General features: G+C 69.0%; 13 protein-coding genes and 1 pseudogene. 4 read left to right on the top strand and 10 right to left on the bottom strand.

Features of this window, described 5'->3' with window-relative positions:
• Positions 1–77: 77 nt before the first annotated feature.
• The 6 genes from MXD95_RS13485 to MXD95_RS13460 all read right to left on the bottom strand — a co-directional run bounded on the left by MXD95_RS13485 (position 78) and on the right by MXD95_RS13460 (position 8,915).
• Positions 78–2,363: an acyl-CoA dehydrogenase family protein gene (locus tag MXD95_RS13485; RefSeq protein WP_250640947.1), complete on the bottom strand. Its 2,286-nt coding sequence runs from the start codon at positions 2,361–2,363 to the stop codon at positions 78–80.
• Between the two features lie 234 nt (positions 2,364–2,597).
• The gene (locus MXD95_RS13480; RefSeq protein ID WP_250640946.1) at positions 2,598–3,227 is read right to left on the bottom strand and encodes a hypothetical protein; all 630 of its coding nucleotides are present in this window, start codon (positions 3,225–3,227) and stop codon (positions 2,598–2,600) included.
• 1,941 nt (positions 3,228–5,168) lie between these two features.
• The gene (locus MXD95_RS13475) at positions 5,169–6,134 is read right to left on the bottom strand and encodes an ABC transporter ATP-binding protein (protein WP_250640945.1); all 966 of its coding nucleotides are present in this window, start codon (positions 6,132–6,134) and stop codon (positions 5,169–5,171) included.
• On the bottom strand, positions 6,131–6,958 hold the full coding sequence (locus MXD95_RS13470; RefSeq protein WP_250640963.1) for an ABC transporter permease: 828 nt from the start codon (positions 6,956–6,958) through the stop codon (positions 6,131–6,133). The genes MXD95_RS13475 and MXD95_RS13470 overlap by 4 nt, the downstream gene beginning before the upstream one ends.
• A 127-nt stretch (positions 6,959–7,085) precedes the next feature.
• Positions 7,086–7,937 (bottom strand): ABC transporter permease, encoded by an 852-nt coding sequence (locus MXD95_RS13465; RefSeq protein WP_250640944.1) that lies wholly within the window; start codon positions 7,935–7,937, stop codon positions 7,086–7,088.
• A 228-nt stretch (positions 7,938–8,165) separates the two neighbouring features.
• Positions 8,166–8,915, bottom strand: a complete 750-nt coding sequence (locus tag MXD95_RS13460) for an alpha/beta fold hydrolase (protein ID WP_250640943.1) — start codon at positions 8,913–8,915, stop codon at positions 8,166–8,168.
• Between the two features lie 503 nt (positions 8,916–9,418).
• On the opposite strand from MXD95_RS13460, the gene MXD95_RS13455 reads away from it, so the two are divergent.
• Complete coding sequence (locus MXD95_RS13455; RefSeq protein WP_250640942.1) at positions 9,419–10,615, top strand: cytochrome P450; 1,197 nt, start codon at positions 9,419–9,421, stop codon at positions 10,613–10,615.
• Positions 10,616–10,713: 98 nt separating this feature from the next.
• On the opposite strand, the gene MXD95_RS29635 is transcribed toward MXD95_RS13455, so the two are convergent.
• From MXD95_RS29635 to MXD95_RS13440, 3 genes and pseudogenes are all read right to left on the bottom strand, one after another.
• A complete protein-coding gene (locus MXD95_RS29635; RefSeq protein WP_250640962.1) occupies positions 10,714–11,124 on the bottom strand; it encodes an arsenate reductase ArsC in 411 nt (136 codons plus the stop codon).
• Between the two features lie 51 nt (positions 11,125–11,175).
• Positions 11,176–11,811: pseudogene (locus MXD95_RS29630) on the bottom strand (aquaporin); the annotation flags it as partial.
• A 74-nt stretch (positions 11,812–11,885) separates the two neighbouring features.
• Positions 11,886–12,074 (bottom strand): VOC family protein, encoded by a 189-nt coding sequence (locus MXD95_RS13440; protein ID WP_285223632.1) that lies wholly within the window; start codon positions 12,072–12,074, stop codon positions 11,886–11,888.
• Between the two features lie 98 nt (positions 12,075–12,172).
• Here MXD95_RS13440 and MXD95_RS13435 point away from each other — a divergent pair, with 98 nt between their 5' ends.
• From MXD95_RS13435 to MXD95_RS13425, 3 genes are all read left to right on the top strand, one after another.
• On the top strand, positions 12,173–12,571 hold the full coding sequence (locus MXD95_RS13435) for an ArsR/SmtB family transcription factor (protein WP_250640941.1): 399 nt from the start codon (positions 12,173–12,175) through the stop codon (positions 12,569–12,571).
• A 192-nt stretch (positions 12,572–12,763) separates the two neighbouring features.
• Positions 12,764–13,987, top strand: coding sequence for a PP2C family protein-serine/threonine phosphatase (locus tag MXD95_RS13430; protein WP_250640940.1), 1,224 nt, complete (start codon positions 12,764–12,766; stop codon positions 13,985–13,987).
• Positions 13,988–14,114: 127 nt separating this feature from the next.
• On the top strand, positions 14,115–14,498 hold the full coding sequence (locus tag MXD95_RS13425) for an ATP-binding protein (RefSeq protein ID WP_250640939.1): 384 nt from the start codon (positions 14,115–14,117) through the stop codon (positions 14,496–14,498).
• A 1,274-nt stretch (positions 14,499–15,772) separates the two neighbouring features.
• On the opposite strand, the gene MXD95_RS13420 is transcribed toward MXD95_RS13425, so the two are convergent.
• Positions 15,773–16,258 carry an HD domain-containing protein gene (locus tag MXD95_RS13420; protein ID WP_250640938.1) on the bottom strand — a complete coding sequence of 162 codons (486 nt, stop codon included), beginning with the start codon at positions 16,256–16,258 and terminating at the stop codon, positions 15,773–15,775.
• Positions 16,259–16,862: the final 604 nt, after the last annotated feature.

The raw sequence follows: 16,862 nt of genomic DNA, 5'->3' as shown, positions 1-16,862 counted from the left end.
CCGACGTCGCAAGGCCCACCCGCAGGCCGCGTGGCGGTCGGTTCCCCGCCCATCAGGCCATCAGGCCATCAGGCTTATCAGCGGATCGCGGGCTCTCGGGGGAGGCCCAGGATGCGCTCGGCGATCTGGTTACGGGTGATCTCGGAGGTGCCGCCCGCGATCGTCAGCGCCCGGGTACCGAGCAGGGCGCGGCCGGCGGCGCCGCCCAGGTCGTCGCTCAGGGCGACGTCCTCGCCGGCGAACTCACCCAGCAGAGCGGACACGCGTTGGCCATGTTCGGCCAGCACGAGCTTGGTGACGTTGCCCTCCGGTCCGGGTTCGCCGCCGGCCACCGCCCGCTGCGCCCGGCGCAGGTTCAGCGCCCGCAGCGCGAGTGCCTCGGCGATGATCAGCCCGACTCTGGTCTCGGGCGCGCTCAGGCGATGGCCGTACTCGCCGTACAGTCCCAGGATCTCGTCTGGTCCGAGCCCACCGACGCCGCCACCGAGGCTCACCCGCTCGTTGCCGAGCGTCGAGCGCGCCACCGTCCAGCCGGTGCCCGGGGCGCCGACGACGTCCGCGTCCGGCACGAAGACGTCGGTGAGGAACACCTCGCTGAACCCGCTGTCCCCGGTGGTCTGGCGCAGGGGCCGGACCTCGACTCCGGGAGCGGCCATGTCGATCACCATGGCGGTGATGCCGGCGTGCTTGGCCGCCGCCGGATCGGTGCGCACGGTGGCGAGCCCCTGCCCGGCCCTGTCCGTGTCACTGGTCCACACCTTCTGGCCGTTGACCCGCCAGCCGCCCTCCACCCTCACGGCCTTCGTGCGGACCGCGGCCGCGTCCGAACCGGCCGCCGGCTCGCTGAACAGCTGACACCAGATCACGTCACCGGCGAGCGCCGGAGGAGCCCAGCGGTCGACCTGCTCCGCGGTGCTGTGCTGGATCAACGTCAGGATGACCCATCCGGTGATCATCAGGTTGGGCCGGCGGACCCCGGCGGAGGCGAACTCCTCCTCGATCAGCAGCTGCAGCCCGGCGGATGCCTCGATGCCCCACGGCCTGGGCCAGTGCGGCTGCAGGTAGCCGCGCTCGACGAGCTGTGTGCGCTGCTGGTCGGGGGGCAACCCGGCCAGCTCCGCGGCGAAGGCGCGCACCTGCGGACGCCGCGCCTCCACCTCCGCGGGAAGGTTCACGGCGGCCGACCGGCGCACCCCGGCGGCACCGAGACGGGTCACCTGCGCGGCGGCGGCGGCCGGCGGCAGCACGGCCCGCAACGTCAACGCCCGTCGTTGGAACAGGTGCGCGTCGTGCTCCCAGGTGTACCCGATGCCGCCGTGCACCTGGATCCCGCGCTCGGCCGCCTCGACGAACGCGGGCATGGCCGTCGCCGCCGCCACGGCGGCCGCGAGCTCGAACTCGCGCGCCGGGCCGCTCGCCGCGCGCGCCGCGTCCCAGACCGCCGCCGTCGCCAGCTCCGCGCCGACCAACATGTTCGCCAGATGGTGCTTGACGGCCTGGAACGAGCCGATCAGCCGGCCGAACTGCTCCCGTACCTTCGCGTAGGCCGTCGCCGTCGTCACGCACTCGTGCGCCCCGCCCACCGCCTCGGCGGCGAACAGGGTGCGTGCCACGGCCACCGCGAACGGACGCGCCCCGACCAGCACCTCCGACGCCGCCACCGCGACGTTGTCGAAGGCGAAGCGCGCGGACGCCCGGGCCGGGTCGAGACTGCCGGGCACCTCGACGCTCACCCCCGCCGCGCCGGCCGGCACGACCACCAGGTCGTCGCCCACCGCAACGAGCACATACTCCACGAGCGCGCCACCGACCACCACCCCGGACCACCCCGCCAGCACAGCACCCGCCGAGGCCCCGCCGGGCACGGCACCGCCGGTCGTTTCCCCGCCGGGCACGACACCGCCGGTCGGGTCTCCGCCGGCCACGGCACCGCCGGTCGGATCGATGCCGGACGCGGCGTCGCCGGTCAGCGTCAGGTTTCCCGTGGCGCCGAGCGCCAGCGCCGCCGCCGAGCGCCCCTCGGCCAGCGCCGGCAACAGCCTGGAGCGCAGCTCCGGCCGTCCGTACCGGTCGATCACCGCCGAGACGATCACCGTCGGCACCGCGGGGCCCGGCGCGACCGCGCGGCCGAGTTCCTCGACCACGACGGCAAGCTCCGCCAGGCCGAATCCGCCGCCACCGACGTCCTCGGGCAGGTGCACACCCAGCAGGCCAAGCTCGGCGAGGGGCGTCCAGAACTCCGGCCGTGCCGTCGCGCCGGTGTCCAGCAGGGCCCGGGTGGCCGCGCGCGCCCCGTGCTCCGCGAGCAGGGAACGGGTCGTGCGCTGCAGTTCCCGGTGCTCCTCGCTGATCGCGATCGTCATGGCTCCCTCTCGGACATCGGCGGCACGGCGGTTCCCGTGCGCGAGTATCCGCGTGTGTCGGCACCGCTCGACGCCCTCCCCCAGGACGCCGACAGCGCACTGCTCAACGCCCAGGCGCAGCTCAACGCCGCCGCCTGACGTCTGTGTCCACCGGATGCCCGGCGCCGCGTGACGACATCTGACTTGCTCGGGTGACGCCGGACGGCACCGGCGCCGGTAACGCGGAGTGGTCAGTCAGGAATGGACAGGGTACTGGCAGGCGACCTGCCCCGCATCCAGTTTGTCCTGGGCGGAGAGCGGGTTGGTCAACGCAGTGAGCGCGGCCGGGGCGGTGGCGGTGGGTGTGCGCAGGCTGGCGACGTCCGCGGCCCGGGTGGGGGCGCCGCCGCCGAGGCAGGCGACGGCAGTGACCGGAACAGTGTCGCCGTCCCGGAGTGGAAGCCGAAGCTGATCCGGACTCCAGTTCGCGGTGAAGTCAGGACTGGCTTCACCGGCAAAGCCGATCTGGTGCCAGCGGCGAGAGTCCGGGCTGTCCGGATCATCCGCATAGTAGGCGGCGAACCCGACAAGCTGTACATGCGGCCCCCGCGCCCGCAGCACGACCGGTAGCGGGGTCGCATTCTCCGCCGCGCCTGGGATCTCGAGCCAGACGGCGGTCGGGACTGGAAGGGCATCCGGGCACGTGACGGGCTCGATGCCCGACGGCGGGTTCCCGCGGATCACCGCCGAGGACACCACGCCCTCGTTGTCGGGCAGGATGAACCAGCGCGTGTCGGGGATACCGGCCTTCACATCGTTGACCTTCTCACCGACACAGAAACCAGTAAATCTGAGCGCGCAGCCGGAGTCCACCACCGGCCGCACCAATGGTCGGCTCCGCCTGGCTCCGCGACGGATGTTGGCGCCGTCTTCCTTGGCCACTCCGGGAAAGAGGCTGTTCTTTGCCACTGCCGGGCACCGCCCAGATTCTTCACCTTCCGATGAACCGGCGGTGAAGGCCGTCACCGCCAAGGCGGCGAACGCACTCACGGCAGCCACGGTCACGACCAGGAAAGGCCATCTGCGGCGGCGTGGTTTCCGCGGTTCCCCGGATTCACTCCCCGAGTCCCCCGCTGCCGGATCCGGCGGCCCGCTCTGGCCCTTCTCCACATTCACATCGATCGGTTTGCCCGGCTCGGAAACTCCCTCGGATGCATCGAGCTCTTCCGCCGGGAGCTGCAGAACACGGTCGAGCTCCCGCCACCGGAGCTGCCAGGCATCGACGTCCCCATCGCAGGCACCCACGAAGGCGAGCGTCACGGCCAGCGTCGGCATCCGGACGCCACCGGCCGCCTCCGACAACGTGGTGGCGCTGTAGCCGGCCTTCTTCTCCAGCACGCGATAGGTGGGATTCCCCACCTTCTCCCGTAGCGACCGAAGGTCGTGGGCGAAAGCCTGCAGAGGCCCGGCGGAGGGGTCGACCGGGCGTTGACGCCGACCCATTACGACCGCACGGCGGGACAGGTCACGGGCTCAGCTCTCCTCGGGGCGGCAGGGCGGGATGGTCGGGACTACCGTTGCTGCTGCAAACGTTTTCGTTGCTACTTGCAAAAGACAGGTGTCGGTCGGCTGAACCCTGGGATCGCGATGGCCCGGCCCCCTCCGGAAGGCCTGCGGGGCACCGCCTCCCCCCACCTGTACGACCCGAGGAAATTGTCCGGTATTGATTGGCCGGGTGCAAACCCGCTGGTCGGTCAACCTCCACGCTGGCTAACTCGAGCTGGACGGGCGTGCACACGGTTGACGCGGACCCACCCGGTGGCATCGCGGCGACTCCGCGACACCCACCACCGGTCAACGCGTCCGCTCACCCACGTCGTTGCCCGCGAGAGAAGGAGGCATGGGATGGATGGCCGGCAGACCGTCGGGGGGCCGACCACCGGGCCCGAGACGGACACCCGAACACAGCGGCGCATCAATCGAGGTACTCCCGGAACCAGATCCCTCGTTCGTTAGCAAGGAGTTGATGGCAAGATGCATGCGGTCAGAGTTTCCGTCACCGGGAGGATCAGAAAGGCGGCCCTCCTGGTGGTGCTGGCACTGGGACTGACAGGAGGAGCGGCGCTCGCGGTGCCCGCCGCGGCCATCGCAGCCACGTACAACAACGAGTGCGGCGCAGGGTACAAGGTGATCGATTCGGTCGCGCTGAAGGGAGGAAAGGTCTTCCTGACCTACAGCCAGTCCACCGGAGAAAACTGTGTCGCCACCATTCGTGATTCCGGGAGCGTCCCCGGAACCATTTCCGCACAAGTGAAAAGGTCGACCCGGGCCGGGTTTCCTCGGTCCGGGTCGACCGGAGCGACCGGAGGGCTAAATCCCCAGATCGCCCCCGTCGCACGGGCGCGTGTAACTGCACCCCGGTCCTGCATAGACTGGGGCGGCGGAATCGGTGATTCGCGGGTTCAGGCGTATTCCGTGCACTGTGGCTGAGTCGGCCGAGACGGCCTTGATGGCCTTGACGGCCGTCAAGGAGAAGGACGCCGACATCGGCTGATTCCACCTCAACATTTCGCCGAGTGTGCGCGCCGGTGCGTTCACTCGGCGAAACGCCGTCCGGGTCGATGGGCCGGGCTTCGGCGTGCTGACGGTCTGACCGGTTTTGTAAGGGGAAACCGTGGAGTTCGAGCGCGGTAGGGTCGGGGTGGCCTGGTCCGCCGAGCCCGACCAGAACCCACCAAAATTCATCTACGTCTAGCCAGGATCTTTCATGCCTTGACCAGGTGTGGGTCAGCAGCAGCCCCGCCCTTCAGCGGCTGAACCATCGCGTCAGTCGGGTGGTTGGGAACCGCGGGAGTAGACGCGGCGGACGACGTCTTCGATGTCGGGTTCCTCGACGGTGAAGTCGAGGATCTCGGCGCGCTGCGCGACCGCGGCGAACACCTGGGCGGCGGTGGTGGCCTCCGGGTCGAACGCCAGGCGTTGCCGCAGCCCGTTGGCCTCGCTGGCCAGATGGCGGGCGGCGGGAAAGCCGGTCAGGTCCGGTGTTGGTTCGGCCAGGACCACGGCCAGCACCCGTTCGGCGCCGGACGCTCGGGCGAGCCCGGCGAGGTCCCCGTCGTAGGCGAGCCGGCCATGGTCGATGACCAGCACCCGGTCGCACAGCCGCTCGATGTCACCCATGTCGTGGGTGGTCAGCAGCAGCGTCGTGCCGTGGGCGCGGCGCTGCTCGATGAGGAACTCGCGTAGCCGCTGCTTGGACAGCACGTCCAGTCCGATGGTGGGTTCGTCCAGGATGATCAGCCGGGGTGCGTGCAGCAACGCGGCGGCGATCTCGGCCCGCATCCGCTGGCCCAGCGACAGCTGGCGGACCGGGACGGTCAGGAACCCGGCCATGTCGAGGCGCTCGACCAGTTCGGCCGTGCGCGCCCGCTCGAGGTCGCCCCGCAGGGCGTGGATCGCGGCCAGAATCCGGAACGACTCCCGCAACGGCAGGTCCCACCACAGCTGGGAACGCTGGCCGAACACCACCCCGATCTGCCGGGCGATCCGGCGCCGGTCGGCGACCGGCCGCAGTCCGCAGGTCGACACCGTCCCGCTGGTCGGGACGAGAATGCCGGTGAGCATCTTGATCGTGGTGGACTTTCCGGCACCGTTCGCGCCGATGTAGCCCACGGCCTCCCCGGGCTCGACCTGGACGGTCAGATCGTCAACGGCGGTCAACACTCGGCGGCGAAGGCCGTCCCGCACAGTGAACCGCCTGGTCAGGCCTACGGTCTCGATGATCGCGCTCATCCGCCACCGCTGCGGTAATGCCGGACACCCCAGCGCCAGAACAACAATGCCATTCCCCACGCCCAGAGCGCGGCCAGCGGGCCGCACCAGCCCAGCCAGGTCGGAAACCAGGCCGCACCCGGCAGGCCGAGTAGTCGCAGGGTCGGGAGGAAACCAGCGAACGCCATGGGAACGGCGAATCCGAACACCGCCTTGAGCGGCCGCGACCACACCGACGCGGGCTGGGTGGCGGCGTAGCGGCCGCCGTATGTCACGGCGTTGGTCGTCTCCGCGCCGTCGACCAGAAAGAACTGGGCGCCGGCCGCCCAGACGAACACCGCGGCGAACATGGCAACACCGCTGACGAGCGCGACGGCCAGCAGAGCCAGGCTCGATGCGTTCCAGGGAATGTCGTTGAGGGCCAGGCCGGCCCCGAGCGCGCAGACGCCGACGGCCGCGCGGGCGAGCCGACGCAGACTGATGTCGCAGGTGACCAGTTGCAGCAGCAGCGGCTGCGGTCGTAGGTAGAACACGTCCAGGGTGCCGGCGCGCACATAGCCGGCCAGCTCGTCGCAGTGCCCGAACACCAGATCAGCGAGGCTGAACGCCAGATCGGCCAGCCCGAAGACCAGGAGTATCTGGTGGAATTCCAGCCCACCGAGCCGGGTCACCGCATGAAACAGCACCCAGATCTCGGCAAGCTCGACCACCCCGGCCAGCAGCGAACTGACCAGGTCCAGGGCGAAGTTCGTCCGGTACGAGGTCTGCGAACGGGCCCGGGAGGCCAGCACCACCCGGTAGGGCCATAGCCGTGCCCGCAGATCGCCGCGGGCGGGAAGGTGCACTCCGTCCCACCGCCAGATATCCGCCCCTGATCGGGCCTCGTCCGGTGGACGGGCATGGGACCGCGGCTCGGGCGGCACGGCGGAAACTGGCTGCTCGGGCAGTCGGACGTCCCGCTCGACCGGCGCCTCAGCCACCCTGAATCTCCAGGTGGCGCCTGCCCGCGCGGGTCAGGATCTGCCCCAGAACCGCGACGCCGACCAGCCAGGCGACCTGGGCCGCCAGCAGGCCGCACGCGCCGGCGACATCGACGCGCCCGCTGAGCACATCCACCGGGTACATCATCATGGCCGGGAACGGTGTCGCCTGAGCCAGGGTCCGCAACAGCGGCGGAAACAGAGCCACCGGCATGAACAGCCCGGCCAGAAAACCGGACACCACCATATAGAAGATCTGGATGCCACGTGTTTCCACCAGCCAGAATCCGGCGACCCCCACCAGGTAGGCGCTCGCCGCCGAAATGACGATTCCCAGCACCACGCTGAGTACACCCAGCGGAAGCGCTGCCGCCGACTCCGGCAGCGCCATCCCGATCGCGGCCCCGAGGGCAAGCATGGGAATTCCGCGTGGGATCAGCGCGAACAGTGCGCGCCCGACCTCGGTCGTGATCTCGGCAGCCTGCACATCGAGGGGACGCAGGAAGTCGACGACGACCGATCCGTCCTTCACCCGGGTGGCCATCTCGCTGCGCCCGCTGAGATTGAGCGAGCCGAGCAGCCCCTGGGAAATCCAGATGTAGGCGTTCATCTTCCCGACATCATATCCAGCCAGCTCTCCACCGGCCGCCCGAACAGTCGCGAACAGCATCCCCACCTTGAGCAGACCGAACGCGGTGTTGGCGGCCAACCCGCCCAGCATGGCCGCCCGGTACGCCGACTGCCGACGAAAACCCGCCCACAACAGCCGCCAGTACACCCGCGCCACCGCCCGCGGACCGAAACTGACCTCCGGTTCCTCGACGACCGGTTCCTCGACGACCACCGACAAACCATATCCGCGACGGACCGACTGACGACGCCGGTCGGGTCGCCGCAGAGCCTGGTCACTGCGCTGAAGGGCTTGCGTCCCAGGACGGCCATGCTGTGGCATGACCCTTGCTCTGGTCCGAAACGATGGTGTCGAGATGACTGACGACGGGCATCGGCGTGGCCGCGTGGCCGCGTGGCCGCGTGCCGGCTTTCCGAGGTGTCGCCGCGGTCGCCGTCCTCGTCAGGCGTGGCGGGAGACCCATTGGTTGATCGCGGTCGCGGCGACGGCGGGATCCTCCACCATCCAGAAGTGGCCCAGCCCCTCCAGACGCAGGACGTCCGCGCCAAGCGCCTGTGCCACCTGGGTGGAACGGTCGGCGTCGTCGAACGGATCCGCAGTCGCCTGAAGGATCAACCCGGGTCGGACTGATCGGCCCGATGACGCCGCTTCCCAGCCGGTGTGCACGTTCGGAACGGCCGACCGGTAGAGGTCGAGAATGGCCGATGCCATCGTCGCGTCGAAATGCGACGCCATCTTCTGGCACTCGGCCGGTGGAACGCCGACGTGGACAAGCTGGGAGAAAAAATTACCCGAGTCGTCGGCGCGCGTCGCGAGCATCTTTTCCATCCGTTGTTCGCCGCCGCCCGGGGTCTGCCATTGGCGCGCGAAGTCGTGCCACACGTAGTCGGGGTGAGAGACCGCGGCGACGTCGACAGCCCAGCTGCGCACCCGGTCCGGGTGTGCCGTGGCGATCCGCAGTGTCAGCAGCGATCCCCAGTCGTGGCCGATCAGATCGATGGGATCCGGGACCGCGTCGAGTTGCCGGAGTATCCAGTCGACCTGGGCGTCCCGTCCGCCGGCGAAGCCGGGCGGCGTGGGCGACCCGAAGCCCGCGAGCTCGACAGCCATGGACGGGCCATCGAGCCGCGCACGGACCGCGTCCCACACGCCTGCCGTCTCCGGTACACCGTGGACGAGAACGATAGTCACGGCTGCGCATCCTCCCACCAACACGACCACAGTGGCGATCGCCGAACGCGCGGCCATGCTGATCAGGTGGTGACCGCGCCATCGTGCTGTGGACCTTCTATGACGGTGTCGAGGCCGCCGGCGGCGTCGGACGAGGGGGCCGGCATGACCACGCCATGACCACGCCATGACCTCGCCACGCCCAGACGACGGCCCACCACCCCGGGCCCACCACCCCGGACGAGGGCTCACTCCTCGACCGCATTTGTCTGATAAGAACGTTACAGTCGCGAGGCAAGCTCTTGCGGGACGGCCATGTCGGCCGTCGGCCACCCGCGCGGACGGTGGGTGGAGCCGTCCGCGCCCCCTTCGCCGCGACCCGCGAGGGCGAGCAGGCACCGCCCGCACACGACAAACCCGCCACGCGAAGTGGATCTGCTGCTATCCGCGCACCCATTTGCTCCTCTGGCAGCGGCGAAGATCATGGATTGGTGACGTGCTCACCCGGTGGCAGGAGACGGCAGATGGTCGAGTTCAACCCCTATGACCTCGCGACGTATCGCGATCCGTACCCCGTGTACCGGGCGCTGCGGGACGAGGCGCCCGTGTACCACAACCCGGAGCTGAAGTTCTGGGCGCTCTCCCGGCATGCGGATGTCGCCGCCGCGCACAAGGACTGGCAGACGTACTCCAGCACGGGTGGCGTGACGATCGAGGGCGAAGAGGCCGGCGCCCCGATGATCATTCTCAAGGATCCGCCGGAGCACCGCTGGCACCGGAAGATCGTCGGCAAGGTGTTCACCCCGAATCGGATGCTCGCCCTCGAGCCCTACATCCGCCGGCGGGCCGGCGAACTGCTGGACGCGGTCGCCGACTCCGGCGAGTTCGACGTCGTGAAGAACTTCTCCGTCGCCCTGCCGCTCGACGTGATCAGCGAGCTGATCGGCATTCCGGAGGAACATCGGGCCGTCATCAACGAGTGCTCCGACCGGATGCTGGCCCGCGGCGAGAGCCGGGAAGCCGACGCGGATTCCCTCGAAAGCATCGGCACTTTGATCAATCTTTATCTGTCCCTGATCGCCGAGCGGCGCAAGAACCCGACCGATGACCCGATCAGCCTGCTCATCGAGACCGAGGTCGCCGACGACGATGACGGCACGACGACCCGGCGGATGACCGACGACGAGATCGCCTTCCGGTTCCTCGAGCTCGGCACCGCGGGCCACGAGACCGTCGCCAAGGCCATCCCGAACGCAATGATGGCGCTCACCCGCTTCCCGGAGCAGCGCCGCCGCCTGCTCGACGACCCGTCGCTCTACGACCGGGCCGCCGGCGAGACGCTGCGCTTCGACGCCCCGTCCCAGTTGCAGGGCCGGACGTCGACCCGCGAGATCGAGCTACACGGCGTTACGATCCCCGCCGGCCAACGGGTCATGCTGATCACCGGTTCGGCGCTGCGGGACGAGCGTGTCTACGCGAAGCCGGACGTCTACGACCTTGACCGCAGGGAGGAGCCGACGACGGTGTTCTTCGGCTTCGGCATCCACCGCTGCCTTGGCGCCCACCTGGCCCGCCTCGAGATCAAGGTGGCCCTCGAGGAGATCCTCAAGCGGTACCCGGACTTCGTCGCCGACCCCGCTCGCGCCGAGATGAAGGTTTCGTCGAATGTCCGCGGGGTGGCCAAGCTGCCGGTCGCCCTGAAGGGTGCCGGGATCGTCTAGTATCGCGGTCCTGGATGCCGCCTCTGCGAGAATCGGCCCATCGGCGTACGAAGGTCCGTAGTTCTGGGCGGCCGGCCACCTGGGATGCTGCCTGGGTGTCAGGTTCCGGCGGGTAGGAGCTCGCCGATGAGCTTCTCGACGCGGGCGCGGATGTCGTCGCGGATGGGGCGGACCGCGTCGATGCCCTGCCCGGCGGGGTCGTCGAGTTTCCAGTCCTCGTAGCGTCTGCCGGGAAAGATGGGGCAGGTGTCGCCGCAGCCCATGGTGATGACCACGTCGGACGCCTGGACGGCCTCGACGGTGAGGATCTTCGGTGTTTCGGCGGTGATGTCGATACCGACCTCGGTCATCGCGGTGACGGCGGTCGGGTTGATCTGGTCGGCGGGCATGGAGCCGGCGGAACGGACTTCGATCCGGCCGGCGGCGAGGTGGTTGAGCCAACCGGCGGCCATCTGGGAACGGCCGGCATTGTGGACGCAGACGAAGAGCACCGAGGGTTTCTCGGACACGGGAGCGGGTCCTTTCGCCAGATGAGGTTCGCGGCCGGGATGGGGCCACGGAGCCTGCTCCGGGGCGGTCGGGGTCGGCGGGTAGAACAGCCGCACCAGGCCGTACCCGACCAGCCCGCCGGCGGCCTGCACGGCAATGAACGCTGGGACGGAAGCGGGAGCGATTCCGGCGAAGGTGTCGGAGAACATCCGCCCGACGCTGATCGCCGGGTTCGCGAAACTGGTGGAGCTGGTGAACCAGTACGCCGCGCCGATGTACGCGCCGACCGCGGCCGGGGCCCGTTCACCCCGCTCGGAACGCACCAGCGCGAAGATCAGCAGGGCGAGGCCGGCGGTCGCGACGACCTCCGCCAGCAGATGAGGCCCCGAGGCCCGGTGATGCGTGGAGATCGACACCGCCGACCGGCCGAACATCAGATTCGCCAGCACTGCTCCCGCGACACAGCCGGCGATCTGGGCGGGCAGGTAGGCGGCGGCATCCCGCCACGGCAGTCCCCCGAACGCGGCATCGACCGCGGTGACCACCGGGTTGAAGTGCGCCCCGGACACCGGTCCGACCATCAGGATGATCGCGTACAGGCCGGCGGCGGTCGCCGCGGCGTTCTCCACCAGCTGCAGACCGATCTGACCGGGGCTGAGCTGCTGCGCGGCGATTCCCGACCCGATGACCAGCGCGGCGAGCAGCATGCTGCCGATGGTTTCGGCAGTCAGCCGCCGCACCAGCGGCGGCTGACTGCCCCCGTTGCCCGACACTTCCGGGGTCAGCGGGCCGTGCCGGCAGGTGCCGGTTCGATCGTCATCGTGGGCGCGCACACCCAGCGGCGGCACATCGACGGCGAAGTTCGCGTACCCCGCCGCCGCTTCGCGGGCTCGACCCCGAACAGCTTCGTGTAGAACTCCACCGCCGTGCCCACGTCGGACACGTTCAGCGCCACCTGCACCCTGGCCATCCCAACCACCCCGCACATCGACACCTATCTATGTCCTTGCCGGCCCGAGGATGGATGGACACATAGACGGCTGTCAATAGCTGAGGCATGCTGGCTCCATGGCGACCACCACTGCGCCAGCGGCGCTGCCCGTCATCGACCCGACGAGCGACCTGCCGTCCGGCCTCGCGGGAGCGATCTCGGCCTGCTGCACCCCGGTCACCCGCGCACCGCTGTCCGCCGAGGAAGCCGACACGCTGGTCGCCGTCTTCAAGGCCATCGCCGTCCCCACCCGGCTGCGGCTCCTGTCGATGATCTACGCGCGGGACGGTGGCGAAGCCTGCGTCTGCGAACTCACCGAACCCCTCGGCCTGACCCAGCCGACCATCAGCCACCACCTCAAGGTCCTCGTCGACGCCGGCCTGATCACCCGCGACAAGCGCGGTGTCTGGGCCTACTACCGCGCCGTACCCGAAGCCCTCGCCGCGCTCGCCGCCGTGTTCAACCCACCCCGATAGAACCGATTCACGAGAACCGATTCGGTGCTCGACCACCGTGAGCCCCGCCGGGAGCGGGCGATTTGGCGGGATGCGGCGGGAGTGGATGGAAAACAGGTCGGTGCATACATCCGTGCCAGTGGGCACTACTCTGCGGCCTGGCATGATCTGGCGGGCAGGACTCGTCGGTGGGGGCCTAGCATGAGTGGTGTGATGCCCTCCGGGCCGATCGAACTACGGGAGCTGCTGACAGCGGTCGAGCGTGCCGCGCCCGCCGATGCCGTGCGGGCGGTGGCTGGTGAGCTGGCCCGGACGATCGACGCGCTGGAGGTTTCTTTTCTGATCGCGGACTATGCGGGCGGGTACCTGGCGCGGTTCCCCGACACCCGTCGATCTGTGGACGGGGAGGCAACGGAGCGGGTGCTCGTAGACGGCACTGTCCAGGGGCGGGTGATGCGGACCCAGCTGGTGCAGGTGGACCGTGGCCCGACTGGCACACACGTGTGCGTCCCGGTCACGGCTCGGGGCGAGGCGATCGGGGTGCTGGAGGTCCTGCTGCCCGCCGGGGCCACTACCGAATCCGTCGGCGCCGTCGCAACCACCGGGCATGCGCTCGCCTACATTGTGATCACAAGCCGGCGGTACACGGATCTGTTCGAGTGGGGTCAGCGCTCCGTTCCGCTGGGCCTGGCATCGGAGATCCAGCGCCGGCTGCTGCCGGAATCGTTCACCTGTGAGGGCGCGCAGGTGACGGTGGCCGGCTGGCTGGAGCCGTCGGGGGCCGTGGCCGGGGACACCTTCGACTACAGTTTCGGGCGTTCCCGGCTGCACGTGTCGCTCACCGACGCGATGGGGCACGGGTTGGCGGCGGCACTGCTGGCGACCGTGCTGGTAAGCAGCCTGCGTAATGTCCGCCGTGGCGGTGGGGACCTCGCCAAACAGGTCATGCGGGCGAACGCGATGATGGCGACGCAGATCGGCTCCGACGAGTTCGTCACCGGCCTGCTGCTGCAGGTCGATCTGATCACCGGCGCCGTCTCGGTGGTGAACGCCGGGCATGTGCCGTTCTACCGGCTGCGGGACGGTCAGGTGGAGGTGATTTCCTTCCCGGCAGATCCGCCGTTCGGCATGTTCGAGGGGACGGTCTACAGCATCCACAGCCTTCGGCTGCATCCCGGAGACCGGCTGCTGCTGGTCACCGACGGAATGGTGGAACGCAACGCCGCGCAGGTCGATCTGCCCGCCGCGTTGGTCGGGACCCGGGATCTGCACCCACGGGAACTTGTCCAGGACCTCGCCGGCAGGGTCCTGAGGGTAACCGGGAACAACCTGGATGATGACGCGACCGTCTTCTGTCTGGACTGGTATGGCAGCGATCAGCCCATGCGCAGGGTCGCCAGCGGTGCGGATCCTTCCCTTGCTTCCCCCGCGCGCTGAGGCCCAGTGACGGCCCACACAGGGAGCGTTGGCGAGGACCATCTGGTGGTGGCGCCCGTTCGTTGTGTCCCCGGGCGGGGAAGGAGCATGCCAGGAGAATGATCGACGGGGTGAGGGGTTGGTCGCGGTGCGCGACAGGGGCTGGTCGGCCAGTGTGGATCTACCCTTTGATGCGCGTGCCGCGGGCGCTGCCCGGGAGGTGTTGCGGGGGTTGCTGCTCGCCTGGGGGCATGACCGGCAGACCGACGATGCCGTGGTGGTCGTCTCGGAGCTGGTGACCAACGCCGTGCAGCATGCCGGTGAACGGGGGCAGCTGCGGCTGGCGCTTCGAGTCACCGATGGTGTGCTACGTCTGGAACTCGTTGACGGGTCGTCGGTGCGGCCGATGGCCCGGGAGATCGTCGATTCCGATGAGCGGGGCCGTGGGATGCACATCGTCGACCAGCTCACCGCCCGGTGGGGCGTCGAGCCGCACGGCGACGGCAAACGCGTCTGGGTCGAACTCGACTGACCCACGGGGCCGGGTGCAGGGACGGGGTCGATCGACGACATCGAGGGGCCCTGGCGCCATACGGCACCAGGGCCCCGAGGGTTCAACACCATCTACCGGCCAGAACGCCGGACTCTGGAACCCGCATACCCACCCGAGACGGCGGGGTACGGGGATCGCGTATGCGTGACCGGGGACCACCTTCCAATCCGGGGCCTGCGCGGTGTCCGAGCGAGCTAGACCATCGCTCGGGCGATCCTGATGGCGTCCGCTCCCCTCTCCTCATAGGTCACCTGCCGGTACTGCCGAACTTTCTCTTGGTGATGCTCGGCGGCCTGCCCTGGCCGCCGCCCCGCTCGCGCCAGTTCGTATCTGCCGCGACCATGGACTCTCTTGGCTACGACAGGAACTCTACCCACGACAGCACGTGGATGTCTACTGCGACGGAGACAGATTTTTCGAGACCGAGGACACAGCTACTCTGCTGCGCCCGACGGGCCGAAAAACCGGACACGCCAGAAGGCCCTGGTGCCATATGGCACCAGGGCCTCGAGGGTGCAACACCATCTACTGGCTAAGTACGCCGAGTTCCCTGAGTCCGCGTGGCCGGCCCCGAAAGAGCAGGCTTGCGGAGATCGCGATGCGTGACGGGGGACCACCTTCCAATCCGGGGCCTGCGTAAACCGAGTGAGTCAGACCATCACTCGGGCGATTCTGATGGCGTCTGCTCCTCTCCCAATCGCCTGGTCGGGTACTACTGAACCTCTGTGGTGGTGCTCGGCGGCCTACCCTGACCACCGCCCTGCTCGCGCCAGTTCATGTCTGCCGCGACCATGGACTCTCTTCTCTATGACAGGAACTCTACCCACGACAGCACCCGGATGTCTACTGCGACGGGCACAGATTTTTGGGATCGAGGAGACACGATCGTGCCAGGCACCGCCGGCGACAGCCCGGGAAGGGGGGGTCCGCGTCAGCTCCGCCTGCATGCGCGCCATCGGATCAGACGATGAGAGCGAGCACAACGCGTAGGTCGCTCGGGGCTGGGTCCAGTGGGGATCTGCTGGCCGGCGCGGATCTGGATGGTGCGGTGGTGCCGGACGGTACGGACGAACCGGCAGATGGACCAGCCGGAGCAGCCCTCGATCAGGCGGGTGGACGGCCGACCTATGCGCCCGCAGTGGCTACGCGGCCGCCATCGCCGCTGGGTACGTGAAGGACCCGGCCACCACCTTCGCCGCCACCACAGCACCCCCATCGCCGCGAGCACGCCGACGAAATCCCCAACGCAACGATCATGGCAGTGGGGCTCCTTCAAGGGGATTCACAGCGATCCGTCCGGCGAGGTCCTTGTCGAGCGATGCGGCGGTGGTGCTGCCCGGTTTGCGCCTCGCCTGGTCCTCGAAGCACGCCAGGAACTCCGCGCCGAATCCCAGCCGTGGATAGCGGGCGAGCATCTGAGTCCTCGCGTCCGGCGGGAACTCCTCCGGCCGCCGTCCTACTACCTCCCAGCTTGTGGCGACCTGCAGTATGTGGGACTCGGGGTCGTCGGCCGGGGCCACGTCGTCGCGCATGTGCAGCACGATGATCTCCAAAACCCTGGCGGCCCGCTCCGCCGGCCAGCCAGCCCCCACGCCGAAGACCCAGGCCAGCTGCCCTCCCGCCGCCTCGAACGGCAGCCTGTGACTATCGAACGCCTCCGTCAGCCCGATGTCGTGGAGCAGCGCCGCGACGTAGTACAGCTCGCCGTCGAAGGCGATGCCGTGCGCTGTCCCGTACATCGCTCCCACAGATAGGAGCGGATGCAGTGGTTGAGCAGCGCGGGCGAGTAGAAACGGGTGGCCACGGACAGCGCGGCCTCGGCGGCGTGAGGTGCCTCGGCCAAATACCCGCCGCCGATCCACTGCCCGTCGCGGCGACGCTGCTACGTGACGATTACGCCAACGCCGTTCCGCACAACCTCGCGGACGGCTTCGTCGTCGCCACCTTCTCCGCCCTCGGCGAAATCGACAGAGACACTGTCGCCAGGGTCCTGCTCGGATGGCCGAACCCACCCGCGCAGACCCGCACTCCGTTTCTTACCGCCGCCGCCACGACGGAAGACGCACCATCCGACGGCAAGGCGGGACACGGCACGGTGGGGAGACTTCGATTGTCACCAAGGGTGATTTTTGCTTTAAAGCCAGACGGGACTCGAGCCAAGACGCTAGACCCCGGCACCTGCCATTTCAGGCCAAGCAAAGCTAGGCAGGACGATAGGTCAAACTTAATTATGCAGGTCAGATAGTTCGTCACGTTACGTAGTGGACCGGCCGAGCTGCTGGTGCAGGCGGTCCAGACCTACCCAGGCGGCCTCGGGCCAGTTCGGTGGTCAGCCGGTGACCA

The sequence above is a fragment of the Frankia sp. AiPa1 genome (assembly GCF_023243075.1).
In the GTDB taxonomy this organism is placed as follows: Bacteria; Actinomycetota; Actinomycetes; order Frankiales; family Frankiaceae; genus Frankia.
The sequence above is the reverse complement of the archived record's forward strand: the minus strand, read 5'-3'. Positions and strand labels throughout refer to the sequence as shown.

What these genes read in the sequence shown, in the direction of transcription:
- MXD95_RS13485 (WP_250640947.1), bottom strand. Translation starts at nt 2,363, where the DNA reads ATGACGATCGCGATCAGCGAGGAGCACCGGGAACTGCAGCGCACGACC.
- MXD95_RS13475 (WP_250640945.1), bottom strand. Translation starts at nt 6,134, where the DNA reads ATGAGCGCGATCATCGAGACCGTAGGCCTGACCAGGCGGTTCACTGTG.
- MXD95_RS13455 (WP_250640942.1), top strand. Translation starts at nt 9,419, where the DNA reads ATGGTCGAGTTCAACCCCTATGACCTCGCGACGTATCGCGATCCGTAC.
- MXD95_RS13440 (WP_285223632.1), bottom strand. Translation starts at nt 12,074, where the DNA reads ATGGCCAGGGTGCAGGTGGCGCTGAACGTGTCCGACGTGGGCACGGCG.
- MXD95_RS13435 (WP_250640941.1), top strand. Translation starts at nt 12,173, where the DNA reads ATGGCGACCACCACTGCGCCAGCGGCGCTGCCCGTCATCGACCCGACG.
- MXD95_RS13430 (WP_250640940.1), top strand. Translation starts at nt 12,764, where the DNA reads ATGCCCTCCGGGCCGATCGAACTACGGGAGCTGCTGACAGCGGTCGAG.
- MXD95_RS13420 (WP_250640938.1), bottom strand. Translation starts at nt 16,258, where the DNA reads ATGTACGGGACAGCGCACGGCATCGCCTTCGACGGCGAGCTGTACTAC.